The organism is Clostridium sp. AM27-31LB (assembly GCF_003480745.1).
In the GTDB taxonomy this organism is placed as follows: Bacteria; Bacillota; Clostridia; order Lachnospirales; family Lachnospiraceae; genus Butyribacter; species Butyribacter intestini.
In genome coordinates this window covers 243,932-258,660 of sequence record NZ_QUJS01000005.1, presented here as the reverse complement: position 1 = coordinate 258,660, position 14,729 = coordinate 243,932, and the positions used below count along the sequence as shown (strand labels likewise).

Here is a 14,729-nt window from a genome sequence, read left to right as displayed (position 1 = left end):
ATTAAAGACGAGGAATATAAATGAAACGAATAAAATTAACAGTTGCTTATGACGGCACAAATTATCACGGATGGCAGGTTCAGCCAAATGCTGATACGATAGAGGGCGAATTAAATAAGGCAATATCTGAACTTACAGGGGAACAGATAGAGGTTATAGGGGCGAGCAGGACGGATGCGGGAGTTCATGCACTAGGCAATGTGGCTGTATTTGATACAGAGAGCCGTATCCCCGGAGAAAAATTTTCTTATGCTTTAAACCAGCGGCTTCCTGATGACATAATAATACAGAAATCAGAGGAAGTAGATAGAGATTTTCATCCCCGTTATCAGGAGTGCAGAAAAACATATGAATATACTATATTAAATAGAAGATTTCCATTGCCCGAATACAGAAACACGGCACATTTTGACTATGGAAACCTCGATATTGAAGCCATGAAAAAAGCGTGCAAAGCGTTTATAGGAGAACATGACTTTGCAGGATTTTGTTCGGCGGGAGCACAGGTAAAAACAACGGTAAGGACAATATACAGTTTGGAAGTTGAGTGCATGGAACTTGGTGGAGTGCAAAGAGAAAATCATGCAGAAAAGAAAACGGAATGTGAAAAAATATCGGATGATGTAAATATTAAGACTGATGAAGAACAGGAAAATAACAGACTGGTAAATATTAAAGTTGATGAAGAACAGGAAAATACCAGATTGGCAAATATTAAGACTGGTGAAGAACAGGAAAATAACAGACTGATAAAAATAAGGGTGAATGGAAATGGTTTCCTTTACAATATGGTACGGATAATCGCCGGAACACTTCTTGAAGTGGGAAAAGGAAATGTAGCACCGGAGCAGATGGAAGATATAATAAAATCCGCTGACAGAAAAGAAGCAGGACCGACAGCACCGGCTAAGGGACTAAAACTTGTGGAAATCAGGTATGTGTGAAAACTTCATCCACACTTGCAATGCACCTTAGATTGTGCTATTATCTCATTTGCGAGCGGTATTCGGATATAGAATGAAAAGAAACTGCATCAGGGATAATGTGACCTCTGCAAAATACAGATTACTGTCATTTGCAAATTAGCATCGGCTGTAAGAGCTGATATGCCATAATTGTGAATGGTGATAAATGTGGAGGTGGTAATATAAATATAGGTTTTATAGGAGCAGGAGCTGTCGGTTGCAGCATGGGAAAGTATCTGTGTGAAAACAGCAGCATTGCAAAGATTAAAGGTTATTATAGCAGAACAAGCAAAAGCGTTGACATTGCAGCGACTTTTACAAATTCAAAAGCATATGCTTCACCGGAAGAACTGGTGAATGAATGTGATGTTATATGTATAACAACACCTGACGATATTATTTTAAAAGTGTGGGAGCAGATTAAAAATTATAATCTGCAACAAAAAATCATATGTCATTTTAGCGGTTCATTATCATCTGATATATTTTCAGGAATAGAGGAAACAAAGGCAGAAAAGATTTCTATTCATCCTATGTATGCGTTCAGCGACAAATTTACATCATATAGACAATTAAATACGGCAAGGCTCACAATGGAGGGAAGCAGTAAAGCAGTAAAGGTGATGCAGGAGCTTTTTGGAGATGAATTACATCATAAGATTTTTATGTTAAAGGCTTCTGATAAAGTGAAATATCATGCGGCGGCGGCATTTGCAAGCAATTATGTTGTCGGAATTTTTGATGTTGCACTTGAACTTTTAAAAGACTGTGGATTTACCGACGAAGATGCGTTTTCTCTTTTAGGTCCATTGACAATGGGAAATGTTAAATCCTTGATTGAAAATGGAACTTTAGATGCTCTCACAGGTCCCGTTATAAGAAATGATACGGGAACTGTTAAAAAACACATTGAAGCACTTGAGGGCACGGACGCACTTAAGATATATAAAAGTGTAGGAGAGCGACTTATTAAAATGTCTGAGAAGAAAAATCCCGACAGGGATTACAGTGAGTTAAGAAAGATTATGTAATTTGTCAATGCAAAGAAACCTGACCCACAAAAGGCAGGTATTCGGAAAGGAATTAAATTATGAAAAACACAGTAAGAACATTTCAGATGGCAAAGGAAAAAGGTGAAAAGCTTACAATGCTTACCGCCTATGATTATTCAACAGCAAGACTTATGGAAGAAGCAGGTATAAATGCTATTCTTGTCGGAGATTCTCTTGGAAATACAATGCTTGGTTATGAAGATACGATTTCCGTTACTGTTGAAGACATGATACATCATGGGGCAGCAGTTGCCAGGGGAACAAGTGATACTATGGTTGTTATAGACATGCCGTTTATGTCTTATCAGACGGGAACAAGAGATGCACTTATCAATGCAGGCCGTCTTATGAAAGAGGGACGCGCAGGAGCAGTTAAACTTGAAGGTGGAGCAAGTGTGTGCCCGCAGATAAAGGCAATAACTGAAGCAGGAATTCCTGTTATGGCTCATCTCGGACTTACACCACAGTCTGTAAATGCATTTGGCGGCAACAGAGTTCAGGGAAAAACAGAGGAAGCAGCAAAGAAACTTATCGAGGATGCACTTGCAGTACAGGAGGCTGGAGCTTTTGCAGTTGTACTTGAATGTATTCCTGAAAAACTTGCAAAGATTGTTACTGAAAAACTTGATATTCCAACTATCGGAATAGGTGCAGGAGCAGGCTGTGACGGTCAGATACTTGTATATCAGGATATGCTTGGAATGTTTTCAGATTATGTACCTAAGTTTGTCAAGAAATTTGCAAATGTCGGTGATGTGATGAAACAGGCATTTAAGGATTATATCAGTGAGGTTTCAGCAGGTACATACCCTGCACAGGAACACACATTTAAGATTGATGAGGATGTTTTGGAAAAATTGTATTAAAATGAATGTAATTTTCTAAGAGAAATAGTGTATGCTTGCATATGATTATTTTTTGTGAAAATTATATGAGTGAAACAAACAGAAAAAAACATTTTTGATTATATATAGATTGGAGCAAAAACAATGGAAATTACAGGTAGTATTAAGAGAGTCAGGGAACAGGTTAGAGAGTGGAGAAAGGCTGGTCTTACGGTTGGTCTTGTACCTACTATGGGTTATCTTCATGAGGGACATAAGAGTCTTATAGATAAAGCAGTTGAGCAGAATGACAAAGTTGTTGTCAGCGTTTTTGTTAATCCTATGCAGTTTGGACCTACAGAGGATTTAGAGAGTTATCCGAGAGATATGGACAGGGATGCGGCTCTTTGTGAGAAAGCGGGTGCGTCTCTTATATTCCATCCTGAACCGGAGGAAATGTATGATGATAATTTCTCATCATTTGTTGATATGAATACACTTACAGGCGGTCTTTGTGGAAAGACAAGACCTATTCATTTCCGTGGAGTTTGTACTGTTGTTGCAAAATTATTTAATATTGTAACTCCTGACAGAGCTTATTTCGGTCAGAAGGATGCACAGCAGCTTGCAGTCATAAGACACATGGTAAATGACCTTAGTTTTGGTATCGAGATTGTAGGATGTCCTATTATCCGTGAGGAGGACGGTCTTGCAAAAAGTTCAAGAAATACTTATCTTAGTGAGGACGAGCGTAAGGCTGCACTTGTACTCAGCCGTTCATTAAAAGAGGGCAGAAAACTTGTTGATGATGGCGAGAAGGATGCGGCAAAGGTAAAGAAAACAATTACTGATATAATAGAGAAGGAAGCTCTTGCGAAGATTGATTATGTTGAGGTTGTCGATTGGAATACACTTGAGCCTGTAGAAAAGATTGACGGACCTGTACTTACAGCTATAGCCGTTTATATTGGAAAGACAAGACTTATTGACAATTTCATCGTTGAGTAAAAAATAATTATGTATGATAGGCACATCTTGTTTTTATACATCCTTTGTGAAGTAGTGAGTTGTGTCTGTTTGGAAATGGAGTAAAATATGACAGTTACAATGCTTAAAGGTAAAATTCACAGAGCAGTAGTTAAACAGGCTGAGTTAAATTATGTGGGAAGTATCACTGTTGACCCTGAACTTATGGAGGCGGCAGGGATATATGAATACGAACTTGTGCAGATAGTCGATGTTGAGAACGGAAACAGATTTGAAACATATACAATAGCAGGTGAGCCGGGAAGTGGAATGATATGCCTAAATGGTGCAGCAGCAAGACAGGTTCAGGTAGGCGACCATGTTATTATTATGTGCTACTGTCAGATGTCACCTGAGGAAGTTAAGGAACATAAACCAAAAGTTGTATTTGTTGATGATGAAAACAAGATTGCTAAGGTGTCATCTTATGAAAAATATGGTACACTTACACAGGAAGCAGTAAAATAGTTATCTGGTTAATATCAATGATACAATATACAAGGCTGTAACTTAAATAATAAGATGTTAGTTTTAATAGTGTGCAAATTGTTGCCAGACGCATCTAAGATGTGAACGGCAGCCGGAAATGAGGATAAAATTATGTTAAAGGGAAAGACGGTTGTTTTAGGCGTAACAGGAAGTATTGCGGCTTATAAGATTGCAAATCTTGCAAGTATGCTGTCAAAACTTCACGCAGACATTCATGTATTGATGACACAAAATGCAACTAATTTTATAAATCCGATTACATTTGAAACGCTTACGGGAAATAAATGTCTTATAGACACATTTGACAGAAATTTCCAGTTTAATGTTGAGCATGTTTCACTTGCAAAAAAAGCGGATGTTGTGCTTATAGCTCCGGCTTCGGCAAATGTTATCGGAAAAATTGCAAATGGAATAGCGGATGATATGCTGACAACGACTGTTATGGCTTGCAAGTGCAAGAAGATAATCTCACCTGCCATGAATACAAATATGTATGAAAATCCAATCGTTCAGGATAATATAGCTAAGTTAAAACGATTTGGTATGCAGGTCATAGAGCCTGATGTGGGGCTTCTTGCCTGCAAGGATGTTGGTGCTGGAAAAATGCCGTCGGAGGACACACTTCTTGATTTTATTCTTCAGGAAATATTATTTGAAAAAGATTTAACAGGAAAAAATGTACTTGTGACAGCAGGACCTACAATGGAAGCAATAGACCCGGTGCGATTTATTTCAAATCATTCAACCGGAAAAATGGGTTATGCGGTGGCAAAAACAGCCGCAAGACGAGGAGCGAAAGTAACACTTGTAAGTGGACCTGTAAATCTTTTACCGCCACGATTTGTAGAAACAGTGCAGATAGAAAGTGCCGCTCAGATGTATGAAGAAGTCATAAAGAGAGCAGATGCACAGGATATTATCATAAAAGCGGCAGCGGTAGCCGATTACACACCTGAAAATACAGCCGATGAAAAGATAAAGAAAAAAGACGGCGGTGAAATGTCAATACCGCTCAAGCGGACAAAAGACATATTAAAAACACTTGGAGAAAACAAAAAAGAAAATCAGTTTATCTGTGGATTTTCGATGGAAACACAAAATATGTTGGAAAACTCCAAAAAGAAACTTGAAAAGAAAAATGTGGATATGATAGTAGCAAACAATCTAAAAGTAGAAGGGGCAGGCTTTGGAACAGACACAAATATAGTCACGCTCATAACAAAAGATGAGGTCAGAAAGCTGCCGCAGATGAGCAAAGAAGATGTGGCAGCAGCCATACTTGATGAGATTGTTGAAAAGATATATTAATTTTGCCTGCGTCGGTAAATCAATAATCCACCTCAACTAAACAAAGTCCCTGTGGCGGAGCCGTAAATCCGGCTGCATCACGGGATTTTTTTTCTATTATATCCGGAATATCATCACATGAAAGTTCATGAGTGCCCACCATAAGTAAAGTTCCTGTAAGGATACGCACCATATGATATAGAAAACCGTTTCCGTAAAAATCAATTGTTATTATCCCGTCAGAATTGTTAATCTGTATGTCAGAAATCCTGCGTATTGTGGATTTCTTCATGCGTTTATTGTCACAGAAACTTTTAAAATCATGTTCACCGATAAGATATACGGCAGCTTTTTTCATAGCCTCTATATCATAGTTTTCTGTAAGTCTTGTCATATACTTTCGCTCAAAAACATTTGCCACCTCACCATTGTCAATAGTATATCTGTAATGCTTTCCTTTGGCATTAAGTCTTGCATGAAAGCGGTTATCAGCTTTTTCAACACTCAAAATGCGTATATCGAGCGGCAGATATTGGTTTATATAATCCCTTATATCAGTTTCGGACAATGTGGCATTTGTTTTAAAATTTGCTATCTGCTTTATTGCATGAACTCCTGCATCTGTTCTGCCTGAACCGTGAATTTCTATTTCTTCACCGGTCATTTTACTTAAGATATTTTCTATTTTTCCCTGAATGGTGTTGTCGGTGTTGCCCTGTTTCTGCCAGCCGCTAAAGCGCGTCCCATCATATTGTATCGTAAGTTTAAAATTTGTCATAGTTCCTCCGTATTTGGTTTGATAAATTGGAAGTTAGCGATTTCTTTTTCCGGTATTCTCTGTCCCACGGATTTCCTCATGATAGAAATAATCTACTATCACCGGATGTCCCTGCGGGACTCTGCCATAAGGCATTTCATTATCCACAAAGGCACAATCATACTTCTTAGCCATTTTCTCAGCTTTTACTTCAAGTGCTTCAAAGTAGCTGCGGTTATGCTTGTTATAGATCTCGTCGTAAAGTGGTACAAGATCAGGATATTTTCCGGCGATATAATCCATAATTGTCTTTTTGAAACCGCCTCGAAGATTGAGATTTTCGAGCCAGAACAGATCGCACTGATCCTTTACACGATCAAAGATTGCTTCAAAATCCGTGATACCAGGGAATACCGGGGATACGAAACAGACTGTACGGATACCTGCTTCATATACCTGCTTCATAGCAGCGATACGGCGCTCAATGCTCGAAGCAGAGTCCATATCGTTCTTGAAATTTTCATCTAGTGTGTTGATCGACCATGAAACGGTTACACGTCCAAGCTTCTTCAGCAGATCAATATCCCGTACTACAAGATCCGACTTTGTGCAGATCAAAATATCTGCGTCACTGCCGATCAGCTGCTCCAGAAGTTTTCTGGTATTCCCGAATTGCTCCTCCTGTGGATTGTAGCCATCTGTCACAGAACCGATGACCACCCGCTGTCCGGCATATTTCTTCGTATTTTTAATTTCCGGCCAATGCTTCACATCAAGGAAAGTGCCCCATTCCTCCTTGTGCCCGGTAAAGCGCTTCATAAAAGAAGCATAGCAATACTTGCAGGCATGTGTACAGCCCACATATGGGTTGACCGAGTAACCGCCTACCGGCAGACTAGACTTAGTCATGATGTTCTTTGTTTCCACCTCACGAATGAGGATTCCATTCATTACTTCTTCCATGATTTCTGTACCTCTAACACTTTATTAAATTCTTCCGGCATTTCCTGAATCATATTTTCATCCCCTATGATAGGGACAAGGTCTTCCTTCATAAACACCGGAATGCCGAGCTTATGTGCCTGGTCCGCCAGGAGACCATGCCCATTCCGGCTCCGTATGAATCTTCCTGCTCTGAGCTCCGGTCATGGTGCCGACAACGATCCAATTGATTCCGGAAAGGTCAACTGTGCCGGGATCGTCGAATAACGGCTCAAAGGTAACATGGTAATGTTTTGCTCTGACGTTTGTTCGAAGGGCGTCGATACGCCACAGTTCTGCTTTCCTCGTCACCGTAACGCCAAACCATGCGTTTTTCAGATCGGTATCAAAATCCAGCAAATCAGGTCGCTTGGTAAGGAACAGGAACTGATGCTGTGGATTTTCACGGATCTTTTCAAATACCTCGTCTCTCCATTCCGGCTTCCATCCGGAGAGATCGCTCATGCCGGTAAGAAGAAAGTTCTGCGGACGTTTCTTTTCCATCATCTTGAGCTTACCCGGAAAGAATTCAGGGGCAGCGAAGTCATCAATCATATGCCAGCGTTTCACGTTGTTGCGGGCATAGCAATATGCACACCCCACTGTGCAGCCAATGACGATATTCATGTTCTGAATCTGATCTTTGATACAAATACTCATGACTTCTGCCACTCCTCAAGATTCTTTCTGATGCGGTCGAGGCATTCCTCAAACCGGGTAATTTCTTCCTCTGAAAAACCTTTGTAGTAAATACTGCCCATCTCATCAGATACAGAATCGTACTCGCCCTTTAAGGCATGTGCTTTCTCAGTCAGAAACAGAAGTGTTTTCCTTTTGTCCGTTTTAGACTGAACACGGCTTATCAGCCCTTGATTTTCCATTCTTTCCAGCATCGTAGTAAGAGATGTTATCGCTAATCCGCATTTAGTCGAGAGTGACCTGATTGAGATACCATCCTCCTGCCACAGCACATAAAGAATACGCCCCTGGGCTCCATTAAACGCATCAATATTCTTTTCGCTGAGAATCTTCTCGAAAATCCGGTCTCCAAGCTGTTTTATTTTGGTGACAAGAAATCCTCCATTCATTTCCATACAAAAGCTCCTATATAGTAGTTTATTAAAAACATACTATATAGGAGTTTTATTGTCAAGAGTTTATATGTCTTAATAGGTAAATTCCGTTTTTTTCAATTCTTCAAACTGGAAGTTATTAATCTACAATTTTAATCTATAGCCCATCTTCTTGCCCTTCGGACAAGAAGCATCCCTCGCTCAAAGAGCTCGGTCAATTCCAGTTTGCCGAAATATATTTCTAACTTTCCCTATTTTACAGACATTCCAGCCCATTCATTAGTGAAATGATATGTATTTTCCCTTATTTTTGCCCTTATGAGATAATCGTAAGGGAAATAAGGGAAAGTTTTATTTAGTCGTTGCCTGCCACTTTATCAAGTAACTTTGCGGATTCCCGCTTGGCTTTTCTTGTGGAATGGGCGTAGACATTCATTGTGGTACTGACATCTGAGTGTCCTAACAGTTCCTGTACATCTTTCGGAGCTGCTCCATTTGCCAGAAGGTTGCTTGTGTAGGTGTGTCGCAACTGGTGAAAATGAAATCCTTCAAATCCATCCAGTTTCTGAGCAATCTTCCTGCAAACAATTCCTAACGTGCTTGGCAGTTCCAAACTTCCATTCGGTCTTAAGCAGACAAAGGATATTTCCTTATAATCTTCTGGAACATTCTCTGTTCCGTCCAAATGATAGAACTCATAGTAAACTCTGTTTTTGTCTTTTACTTCTCTGTAGTAGTTTTTGTGGTAAAGTTCTCCGTACTGCATTCGGTTTTTAAGCTGTTCCTTTTGGGCATTACGAAGAATCTCTGCCAGTGTATCTCCAAAATCAACAATCCTTACCTTTTTTCGTTTGGTTGGTCCGATGATATTCTTGTGCCTTGAACCATCATAGCGGATACTGCGTCTGATTGTAAGGCACTGTTCTTCAAGATTTACATCCTGCCATGCCAGACCACAGGCTTCACCGATACGAAGTCCTGCATAATAAGCTATCTGGATTGGAAGTATTGCCGGTGGATTGTAATCCTGTAGAAATTCAATCAGTCTTTCATAATCCTCTCGTGGAATTGGCTGTATATCGCCATCCATGTCATCATCAGAAAACAGGTCAACCTCATCCGTCTGGTATTTCAGCTTAATATACTGCATCGGATTGAAAGTGATATATTGCTTTGGTGATACTGCAAACCGGAATGACTGCTGTAATACTGCCGAGAAAGAACGAATGTAATCTTTGCTATAACCTTTTCTTTCTGAACCATCTGGATAAGTGCCACCAAAGGAAAGCAGATTGAAGAAGGCTTGTAAATGCTCAGATGTTACATTTTTCAACTTTCTCTCTGAAATTGGATGCTTCTTGATGTTGGTAATTGCACCGAGGTAATTCTGGACTGTCCCATTACTGAGAGTACCGGTCTTTAATTCTTCCTCTGCCCATATATCAAGTAATTCTCCAACTGTAATATTTTCCGACTTTGCAATGAATTTTTTGCTTTCGTAATCGTCCATTGCCTGACGGAGCAGTTTTTCCGTTTCACTTTTGCTTTCTGTTCCAGCGTATTCTTTCTGAACTAGATTGCCGCTTGCATCTTCTACATAGAAGCGGTAGTACCATTTCTTTCCTTTTTTTCTTACAGATCCTTTTGCCATAATCGTGTGTCTCCTTTCGATATCAGACAATCGGAACTGATGAAATGCTTCTTGCGTGTAAGTATATCATAACTCCGGTTGTCGTTCTATACCGAATCGGAATCTTCATACAAAACTTCTGATAAAAGATTTTCAAGCCTTTGTTCTGCCATTTCCGGTTTCTTGGAATAGAGCCTTACAATATCTGCCATGTCATTAAAGGCATTAACAGTATGGGTGATCTCCCGGAGAAACATAATCTCGTTATATTCATCATTCGATTCAAACCCCATTACCTTTGCAATATCCGATTCATTCGTGCTGCCCTTGTAATTCTTGCAGGCAAACTGGAATGATTCCAGAAACAGGTTATATTGCTTTAACATTAACAGCAGTAAATCTTTTGAAAAAGCATCTTCCTTTTTACTAAGGTCGAGAGGTAGCTGTTTGAGAATATCGCCCATTGCATCACGAATCTGTAATTCTTTCTTATCCGTAATATCGGTTTCGTATTCATCGGTTTCACCTCTGAGCCATTCAATAGATACATGAAGTGCTTCCGAAAGACCTTCCAGCACCATCTTTTTGGTATTGTCAATCGAACCATTCTCATAACGCAGGATTGTGGAAGCTGTAACTCCCATCTTCTCTGCAACATAAGGCTGTGTCAGATTTAATTCCAGACGACGCTGTTTTGCCCTGCTGCCTATCAGCTTGCGTAATTCTTTATCTTTCATGCTGATTGCCTCCTTTTTCGGTATGTATGAATTATAGCATGTACCTCACGTAATTGCAATATGCAATCTAATGATTAATTTTAAAATTTCATAACGCTTGACAACGCAATATAAAACCGCTATACTAACAGCACAACAAAAATTGCATAATGCAATTTAATAGGAGGTGACAAGATGACGGAAAGAAAGATTGCATTATCCATCGAGGAAGCAGCCGACTATACAGGAATTGGCAGAAATACTTTGAGAAAGCTGGTTGAATGGAAGAAGCTTCCGGTATTAAAAGTCGGAAGAAAAGTCCTTATTAAAACTGACATTCTGGAAAAGTTCATGGAAGCCAACGAGGGGCGAGATCTGAGGGATAAAGGAAATGTAAAAGCTGTCACAAGAAATGTGGCAACTTAAAAAGGCGGCTTCCTACGAAACCGCCAAAGGTTCTATCAGACCGAAGCCATGATATACCTACACGCAAGAGGATTATACCATGTGCTTCTCCTGATATGCAACCGGGAACTGTTGTTTATCGGAAAAAGAGAGGATGAAGACGATATGGCGAAATCAACAAAGACTTATGAAGAAAGAATACGTGCATTAGAGAAAAAGGAACAGGAAAGCATTGAAGCTACAAAAAAGCTCATAGCACAGCGGAAGGAACTGGAAAAGAGAAAGAAAGCGGAAGAAAGTAAAAAACGAACCCACAGGCTCTGTCAGATTGGAGGAGCGGTGGAATCGGTTCTTGGCTGTCCGATTGAGGAGGAAGATTTACCAAAGTTGATAGGATTCTTAAAAAGGCAGGAAACAAACGGGAAGTTTTTCTCAAAAGCGATGCAGAAAGAATTAGTTACAGACATGGAGGAAGTGTAATGGCGGAGGGAGTGGGTTTTCCATTCCCTTCATTGCCTTTGAATGAAGGGCGCACTTATGGACAACCAGAGGTCGTCCTTATAAGTTTGCCACAAGTGGCAACCGGTCTGCGCTTACGCTTGCCGGGCTCGTTCCGTCGGCGGGGCTTTCAGCCAGACCTGCTCATGCCGCAGGGGGCACTCTTGCGCAGAGGGCGTTCCGACAGCTTCACTCCTGCAAAATCAGAAGAAGATGCTGTCGGAAATCAATGCCGGATACGGCAGAAAGGGGGAATCGTATCATGGCGATATTTCACTTTACAGTAAAGATTGTCGGGCGCAGTAAAGGAAAATCTGTCATATCCGCATCGGCATATCTTAATGGAGATGTGATGAAGAATGAGGAAACAGGCAGAATCAGTTACTATACTTCCAAAAAGGAAGTCGTCTACACCAGTCTGATGATGTGCGAAAATGCACCTCCTGAATGGCTGCATGTACCGGAAGAAAATATAAAAAGGTTTCAACAGTCTATCCGTTATAAAAGAGCGGATGATAAAGATGCCGCACTGGAAAAGTTTAAAATCACATTTCAGAAACAGCGTCTATGGAATGAGGTCTTAAAGATAGAAAAAAATGCAGATGCACAGCTTGGACGCTCATTTGAATTTTCCCTGCCGAAAGAATGGAGCAGACAGGAACAGATTGATTATACAACCGAATATATTCAAAAAACTTTCGTGGACAAGGGAATGTGTGCCGATTGGAGCATACACGATAAGAACGATGGGAACCCACATGTGCATTTACTTGTAACCATGCGACCATTCAATCCAGATCACTCATGGGGCAACAAAGAAGTCAAGGACTGGGATTTTGTCAGAGATACTGACGGAAATATCGTGGTTGATGAATCCCACCCGGACTGGTGGCAGGATAAGAAAAATCCTGACCGGCATGGAATCCGCATTCCGGTACTTGATGAAAACGGAGTACAGAAAGTCGGGGCAAGAAACAGAAAACAATGGAAACGGGTTCTGACTGACGCTACCGGATGGAACAATCCAAAGAATTGTGAGTTATGGCGAAGCGAATGGGCTGGGATGTGTAACCGGCATTTATCCATAGACAATCAGATTGACCACCGCTCTTATGAAAGACAGGGCAAATTAAAAGTCCCTATGATTCATGAGGGTGCGGATGCAAGAAAGATTGACGAAAAATATCTCACCGGACAGATAAGGAAAGGTTCATGGAAGGTTGAGGAAAACCGGATGATTAAAAAACAAAATGCACTGTTACAAAAGGTAATTGCAACCTTTGGTAAGGTATCCGGTGCATTGTCAATGTGGAGGGAGTGTTTGAATGACATTAGAAGAAAGCAAAGAAGTAATTCCCATGATGGAAGCAATGATTACACAGATAGAGGGACAACAGAATATCATGGCAGAGATGCTTCAGGAGATACAGGAAAAGGACGAGAAGCTGATGTGCTTTCAGGAGCAGGAAGAACGATTGCAGCAATTAGAGAAAGAATTATCAGAGCTGCTTCAAATCTTGCCGGATACAGAAGAACTGCTGATGCTTCTGGAAGAAAAGGCAGACCAGATACAGCGACTTACAGACGAGAATCAGCAATGGCAGGAATTAGCACAGAAATTAAACAGCGAGAACCGATTATTACAGAAACAGAACAGCGAATTACTGACATTGAACAGCAGATAGAGAAAGCGAGGGATATAGATGACAGAATACGAAAACTCAAAGAGCGACGATCAACTGGAAGAACTGCTAATGCTGACAGAGCAGATGCAGGAAGAACTCGACCAGAAAGACCGGACTATCGAGAAATTGAAAATGCAGATCGACGAATCGCTGACCTTGAACGAGAAGTTAAACAGCGAGAACAAAGCAGGGAACATTCAAGCCTTAAAGAACGACTTGAGGAAAACAAAAGAATTATTGCAGAGCGAGAAAGAGAAAACGCACGCTGCCGAAATCATGACAGAGGAATGTCAAGATAAGCTAAGGCAGGCAGAACAGGAACGGGATTATGCACTCTCCCATCAGAAAAAAGTAGAGATACCGGTTGAAAAGCCGGTATTCTATCAAAAGTGCTGGAATTGTAACCAGACAGCTTATCTGAAAGCGAAGGAAAGGTATGATACACAGAGAGAAAAACTGGCAGGCAGATATAAAGCAAAAACAGTCATGTATGAAGCATTGATATTTCTGTTGATATGGTATTCCATATCAACTACTCTTTTTCAGATGATACGGTCAAAAATATTTATTTCTGATTGCGTGGTATTCTTTGATACAATCGCAACTTTCACACAGACCATTGCTGGCTGGGTTGTACTGACAGGAAAGACCGTGGCACAGATTAGTAATGGAATATCCAATCCTGTCGTTGCTGGAATTATATACTGGCTGATAAAAATACTGGTTTATAGTGGATGTCTGGTGGGTGCGGGAATACTTGTAGTGTTTATAGGGATGAAGATTGCAGGGTTATATAAGAAATACTGTTGGGATATGATTACTGTAATGGTGATACTTATAAGCATGGCAATAACAATCTACTTTGGAGATTCGATAAAGACAGTATTGCCGATCAATCTGCTATTTCTCTTATTATTTGTGCAACTGGTATATGTTGGAATCAGGTGGTATGTAAAAGGATGGCGGGAAAACAGAGGTTATGTTTAGTGATGGAAAACTTGTCTGAGACGCAGCGAAGTAAATAAAATGAGTAGTATAGGAAGTCAGTAGTGTGTGAATAAACTGCTGGCTTCTTTTTTGATAGATACAGTCACGCCAAGAGGCGTGTCGGATAGTAAAGTAATAATATCAATAGAACAATATAGAAAATGCGGGGAAGCATGGTATTTCAATGAGTTTGAGATACAGTGTTTTTGCGTATTAACAGGAAGCAAATAACGCGTTATATGTGATATTCTATTTCACAACAAAAAAAGGTCGGTTCACAACATGGTGGCTAGCTATTAAAAGAACTTTTCCGATATAATAAATATAATTGTATGTAAGCAAGGAAGTGACAAG

The 14,729-nt window shown here is 40.2% G+C and carries 16 protein-coding genes and 1 pseudogene; 11 read left to right on the top strand and 6 right to left on the bottom strand.

Annotation, left to right across the window (positions count from 1 at the left end; translation table 11 throughout):
* Window positions 1–20: 20 nt before the first annotated feature.
* The 6 genes from truA (DW721_RS09555) to coaBC all read left to right on the top strand — a co-directional run bounded on the left by truA (DW721_RS09555) (window position 21) and on the right by coaBC (window position 5,664).
* Window positions 21–944: a tRNA pseudouridine(38-40) synthase TruA gene (gene truA, locus DW721_RS09555; protein WP_118745597.1), complete on the top strand. Its 924-nt coding sequence runs from the start codon at window positions 21–23 to the stop codon at window positions 942–944.
* Between the two features lie 173 nt (window positions 945–1,117).
* Window positions 1,118–1,996: a Rossmann-like and DUF2520 domain-containing protein gene (locus DW721_RS09550; protein ID WP_118745596.1), complete on the top strand. Its 879-nt coding sequence runs from the start codon at window positions 1,118–1,120 to the stop codon at window positions 1,994–1,996.
* A gap of 59 nt (window positions 1,997–2,055) precedes the next feature.
* Window positions 2,056–2,883 carry a 3-methyl-2-oxobutanoate hydroxymethyltransferase gene (gene panB / locus DW721_RS09545; RefSeq protein ID WP_055945044.1) on the top strand — a complete coding sequence of 276 codons (828 nt, stop codon included), beginning with the start codon at window positions 2,056–2,058 and terminating at the stop codon, window positions 2,881–2,883.
* Between the two features lie 123 nt (window positions 2,884–3,006).
* On the top strand, window positions 3,007–3,849 hold the full coding sequence (gene panC / locus DW721_RS09540; protein ID WP_118745595.1) for a pantoate--beta-alanine ligase: 843 nt from the start codon (window positions 3,007–3,009) through the stop codon (window positions 3,847–3,849).
* An 87-nt stretch (window positions 3,850–3,936) separates the two neighbouring features.
* Window positions 3,937–4,335, top strand: coding sequence for an aspartate 1-decarboxylase (panD, locus tag DW721_RS09535; RefSeq protein ID WP_022013680.1), 399 nt, complete (start codon window positions 3,937–3,939; stop codon window positions 4,333–4,335).
* Between the two features lie 132 nt (window positions 4,336–4,467).
* Window positions 4,468–5,664, top strand: a complete 1,197-nt coding sequence (coaBC, locus tag DW721_RS09530) for a bifunctional phosphopantothenoylcysteine decarboxylase/phosphopantothenate--cysteine ligase CoaBC (protein WP_118745594.1) — start codon at window positions 4,468–4,470, stop codon at window positions 5,662–5,664.
* 19 nt (window positions 5,665–5,683) lie between these two features.
* Here coaBC and truA (DW721_RS09525) read toward each other — a convergent pair whose 3' ends face one another.
* From truA (DW721_RS09525) to DW721_RS09500, 6 genes and pseudogenes are all read right to left on the bottom strand, one after another.
* Window positions 5,684–6,421 carry a tRNA pseudouridine(38-40) synthase TruA gene (gene truA / locus DW721_RS09525; protein WP_118745593.1) on the bottom strand — a complete coding sequence of 246 codons (738 nt, stop codon included), beginning with the start codon at window positions 6,419–6,421 and terminating at the stop codon, window positions 5,684–5,686.
* A gap of 33 nt (window positions 6,422–6,454) precedes the next feature.
* A complete protein-coding gene (locus tag DW721_RS09520) occupies window positions 6,455–7,363 on the bottom strand; it encodes a radical SAM mobile pair protein B (RefSeq protein ID WP_055945035.1) in 909 nt (302 codons plus the stop codon).
* Window positions 7,351–8,041: pseudogene (locus DW721_RS09515) on the bottom strand (radical SAM mobile pair protein A). Before DW721_RS09515 ends, DW721_RS09520 begins: the two are co-directional and overlap by 13 nt.
* Window positions 8,038–8,475 (bottom strand): radical SAM mobile pair system MarR family transcriptional regulator, encoded by a 438-nt coding sequence (locus DW721_RS09510; protein ID WP_015567822.1) that lies wholly within the window; start codon window positions 8,473–8,475, stop codon window positions 8,038–8,040. The pseudogene DW721_RS09515 and the gene DW721_RS09510 overlap by 4 nt, the downstream one beginning before the upstream one ends.
* A gap of 334 nt (window positions 8,476–8,809) precedes the next feature.
* Window positions 8,810–10,105: a tyrosine-type recombinase/integrase gene (locus DW721_RS09505; protein ID WP_118333201.1), complete on the bottom strand. Its 1,296-nt coding sequence runs from the start codon at window positions 10,103–10,105 to the stop codon at window positions 8,810–8,812.
* 86 nt (window positions 10,106–10,191) lie between these two features.
* Window positions 10,192–10,821 (bottom strand): helix-turn-helix transcriptional regulator, encoded by a 630-nt coding sequence (locus DW721_RS09500; protein ID WP_015520978.1) that lies wholly within the window; start codon window positions 10,819–10,821, stop codon window positions 10,192–10,194.
* Between the two features lie 174 nt (window positions 10,822–10,995).
* Here DW721_RS09500 and DW721_RS09495 point away from each other — a divergent pair, with 174 nt between their 5' ends.
* The 5 genes from DW721_RS09495 to DW721_RS09475 all read left to right on the top strand — a co-directional run bounded on the left by DW721_RS09495 (window position 10,996) and on the right by DW721_RS09475 (window position 14,375).
* Complete coding sequence (locus tag DW721_RS09495; RefSeq protein WP_003505382.1) at window positions 10,996–11,226, top strand: helix-turn-helix domain-containing protein; 231 nt, start codon at window positions 10,996–10,998, stop codon at window positions 11,224–11,226.
* Window positions 11,227–11,370: 144 nt separating this feature from the next.
* On the top strand, window positions 11,371–11,685 hold the full coding sequence (locus DW721_RS09490) for a hypothetical protein (protein WP_041254741.1): 315 nt from the start codon (window positions 11,371–11,373) through the stop codon (window positions 11,683–11,685).
* A complete protein-coding gene (locus DW721_RS09485) occupies window positions 11,685–11,990 on the top strand; it encodes a hypothetical protein (protein WP_118333199.1) in 306 nt (101 codons plus the stop codon). The genes DW721_RS09490 and DW721_RS09485 overlap by 1 nt, the downstream gene beginning before the upstream one ends.
* A complete protein-coding gene (locus tag DW721_RS09480; RefSeq protein ID WP_055195989.1) occupies window positions 11,966–13,687 on the top strand; it encodes a MobA/MobL family protein in 1,722 nt (573 codons plus the stop codon). The genes DW721_RS09485 and DW721_RS09480 overlap by 25 nt, the downstream gene beginning before the upstream one ends.
* Window positions 13,665–14,375: a DUF6040 family protein gene (locus DW721_RS09475; protein ID WP_015520980.1), complete on the top strand. Its 711-nt coding sequence runs from the start codon at window positions 13,665–13,667 to the stop codon at window positions 14,373–14,375. The genes DW721_RS09480 and DW721_RS09475 overlap by 23 nt, the downstream gene beginning before the upstream one ends.
* Window positions 14,376–14,729 lie beyond the last annotated feature (354 nt).

Bases quoted from the DNA above. Each gene is read 5' to 3' on its own strand.
- DW721_RS09510 (WP_015567822.1), bottom strand. From the start codon at position 8,475: ATGGAAATGAATGGAGGATTTCTTGTCACCAAAATAAAACAGCTTGGA.
- truA (WP_118745593.1), bottom strand. From the start codon at position 6,421: ATGACAAATTTTAAACTTACGATACAATATGATGGGACGCGCTTTAGC.
- DW721_RS09495 (WP_003505382.1), top strand. From the start codon at position 10,996: ATGACGGAAAGAAAGATTGCATTATCCATCGAGGAAGCAGCCGACTAT.
- coaBC (WP_118745594.1), top strand. From the start codon at position 4,468: ATGTTAAAGGGAAAGACGGTTGTTTTAGGCGTAACAGGAAGTATTGCG.
- DW721_RS09520 (WP_055945035.1), bottom strand. From the start codon at position 7,363: ATGGAAGAAGTAATGAATGGAATCCTCATTCGTGAGGTGGAAACAAAG.
- panC (WP_118745595.1), top strand. From the start codon at position 3,007: ATGGAAATTACAGGTAGTATTAAGAGAGTCAGGGAACAGGTTAGAGAG.
- DW721_RS09500 (WP_015520978.1), bottom strand. From the start codon at position 10,821: ATGAAAGATAAAGAATTACGCAAGCTGATAGGCAGCAGGGCAAAACAG.
- DW721_RS09505 (WP_118333201.1), bottom strand. From the start codon at position 10,105: ATGGCAAAAGGATCTGTAAGAAAAAAAGGAAAGAAATGGTACTACCGC.
- truA (WP_118745597.1), top strand. From the start codon at position 21: ATGAAACGAATAAAATTAACAGTTGCTTATGACGGCACAAATTATCAC.
- DW721_RS09490 (WP_041254741.1), top strand. From the start codon at position 11,371: ATGGCGAAATCAACAAAGACTTATGAAGAAAGAATACGTGCATTAGAG.
- DW721_RS09480 (WP_055195989.1), top strand. From the start codon at position 11,966: ATGGCGATATTTCACTTTACAGTAAAGATTGTCGGGCGCAGTAAAGGA.
- DW721_RS09485 (WP_118333199.1), top strand. From the start codon at position 11,685: ATGGCGGAGGGAGTGGGTTTTCCATTCCCTTCATTGCCTTTGAATGAA.
- DW721_RS09475 (WP_015520980.1), top strand. From the start codon at position 13,665: ATGACAGAGGAATGTCAAGATAAGCTAAGGCAGGCAGAACAGGAACGG.
- panB (WP_055945044.1), top strand. From the start codon at position 2,056: ATGAAAAACACAGTAAGAACATTTCAGATGGCAAAGGAAAAAGGTGAA.
- panD (WP_022013680.1), top strand. From the start codon at position 3,937: ATGACAGTTACAATGCTTAAAGGTAAAATTCACAGAGCAGTAGTTAAA.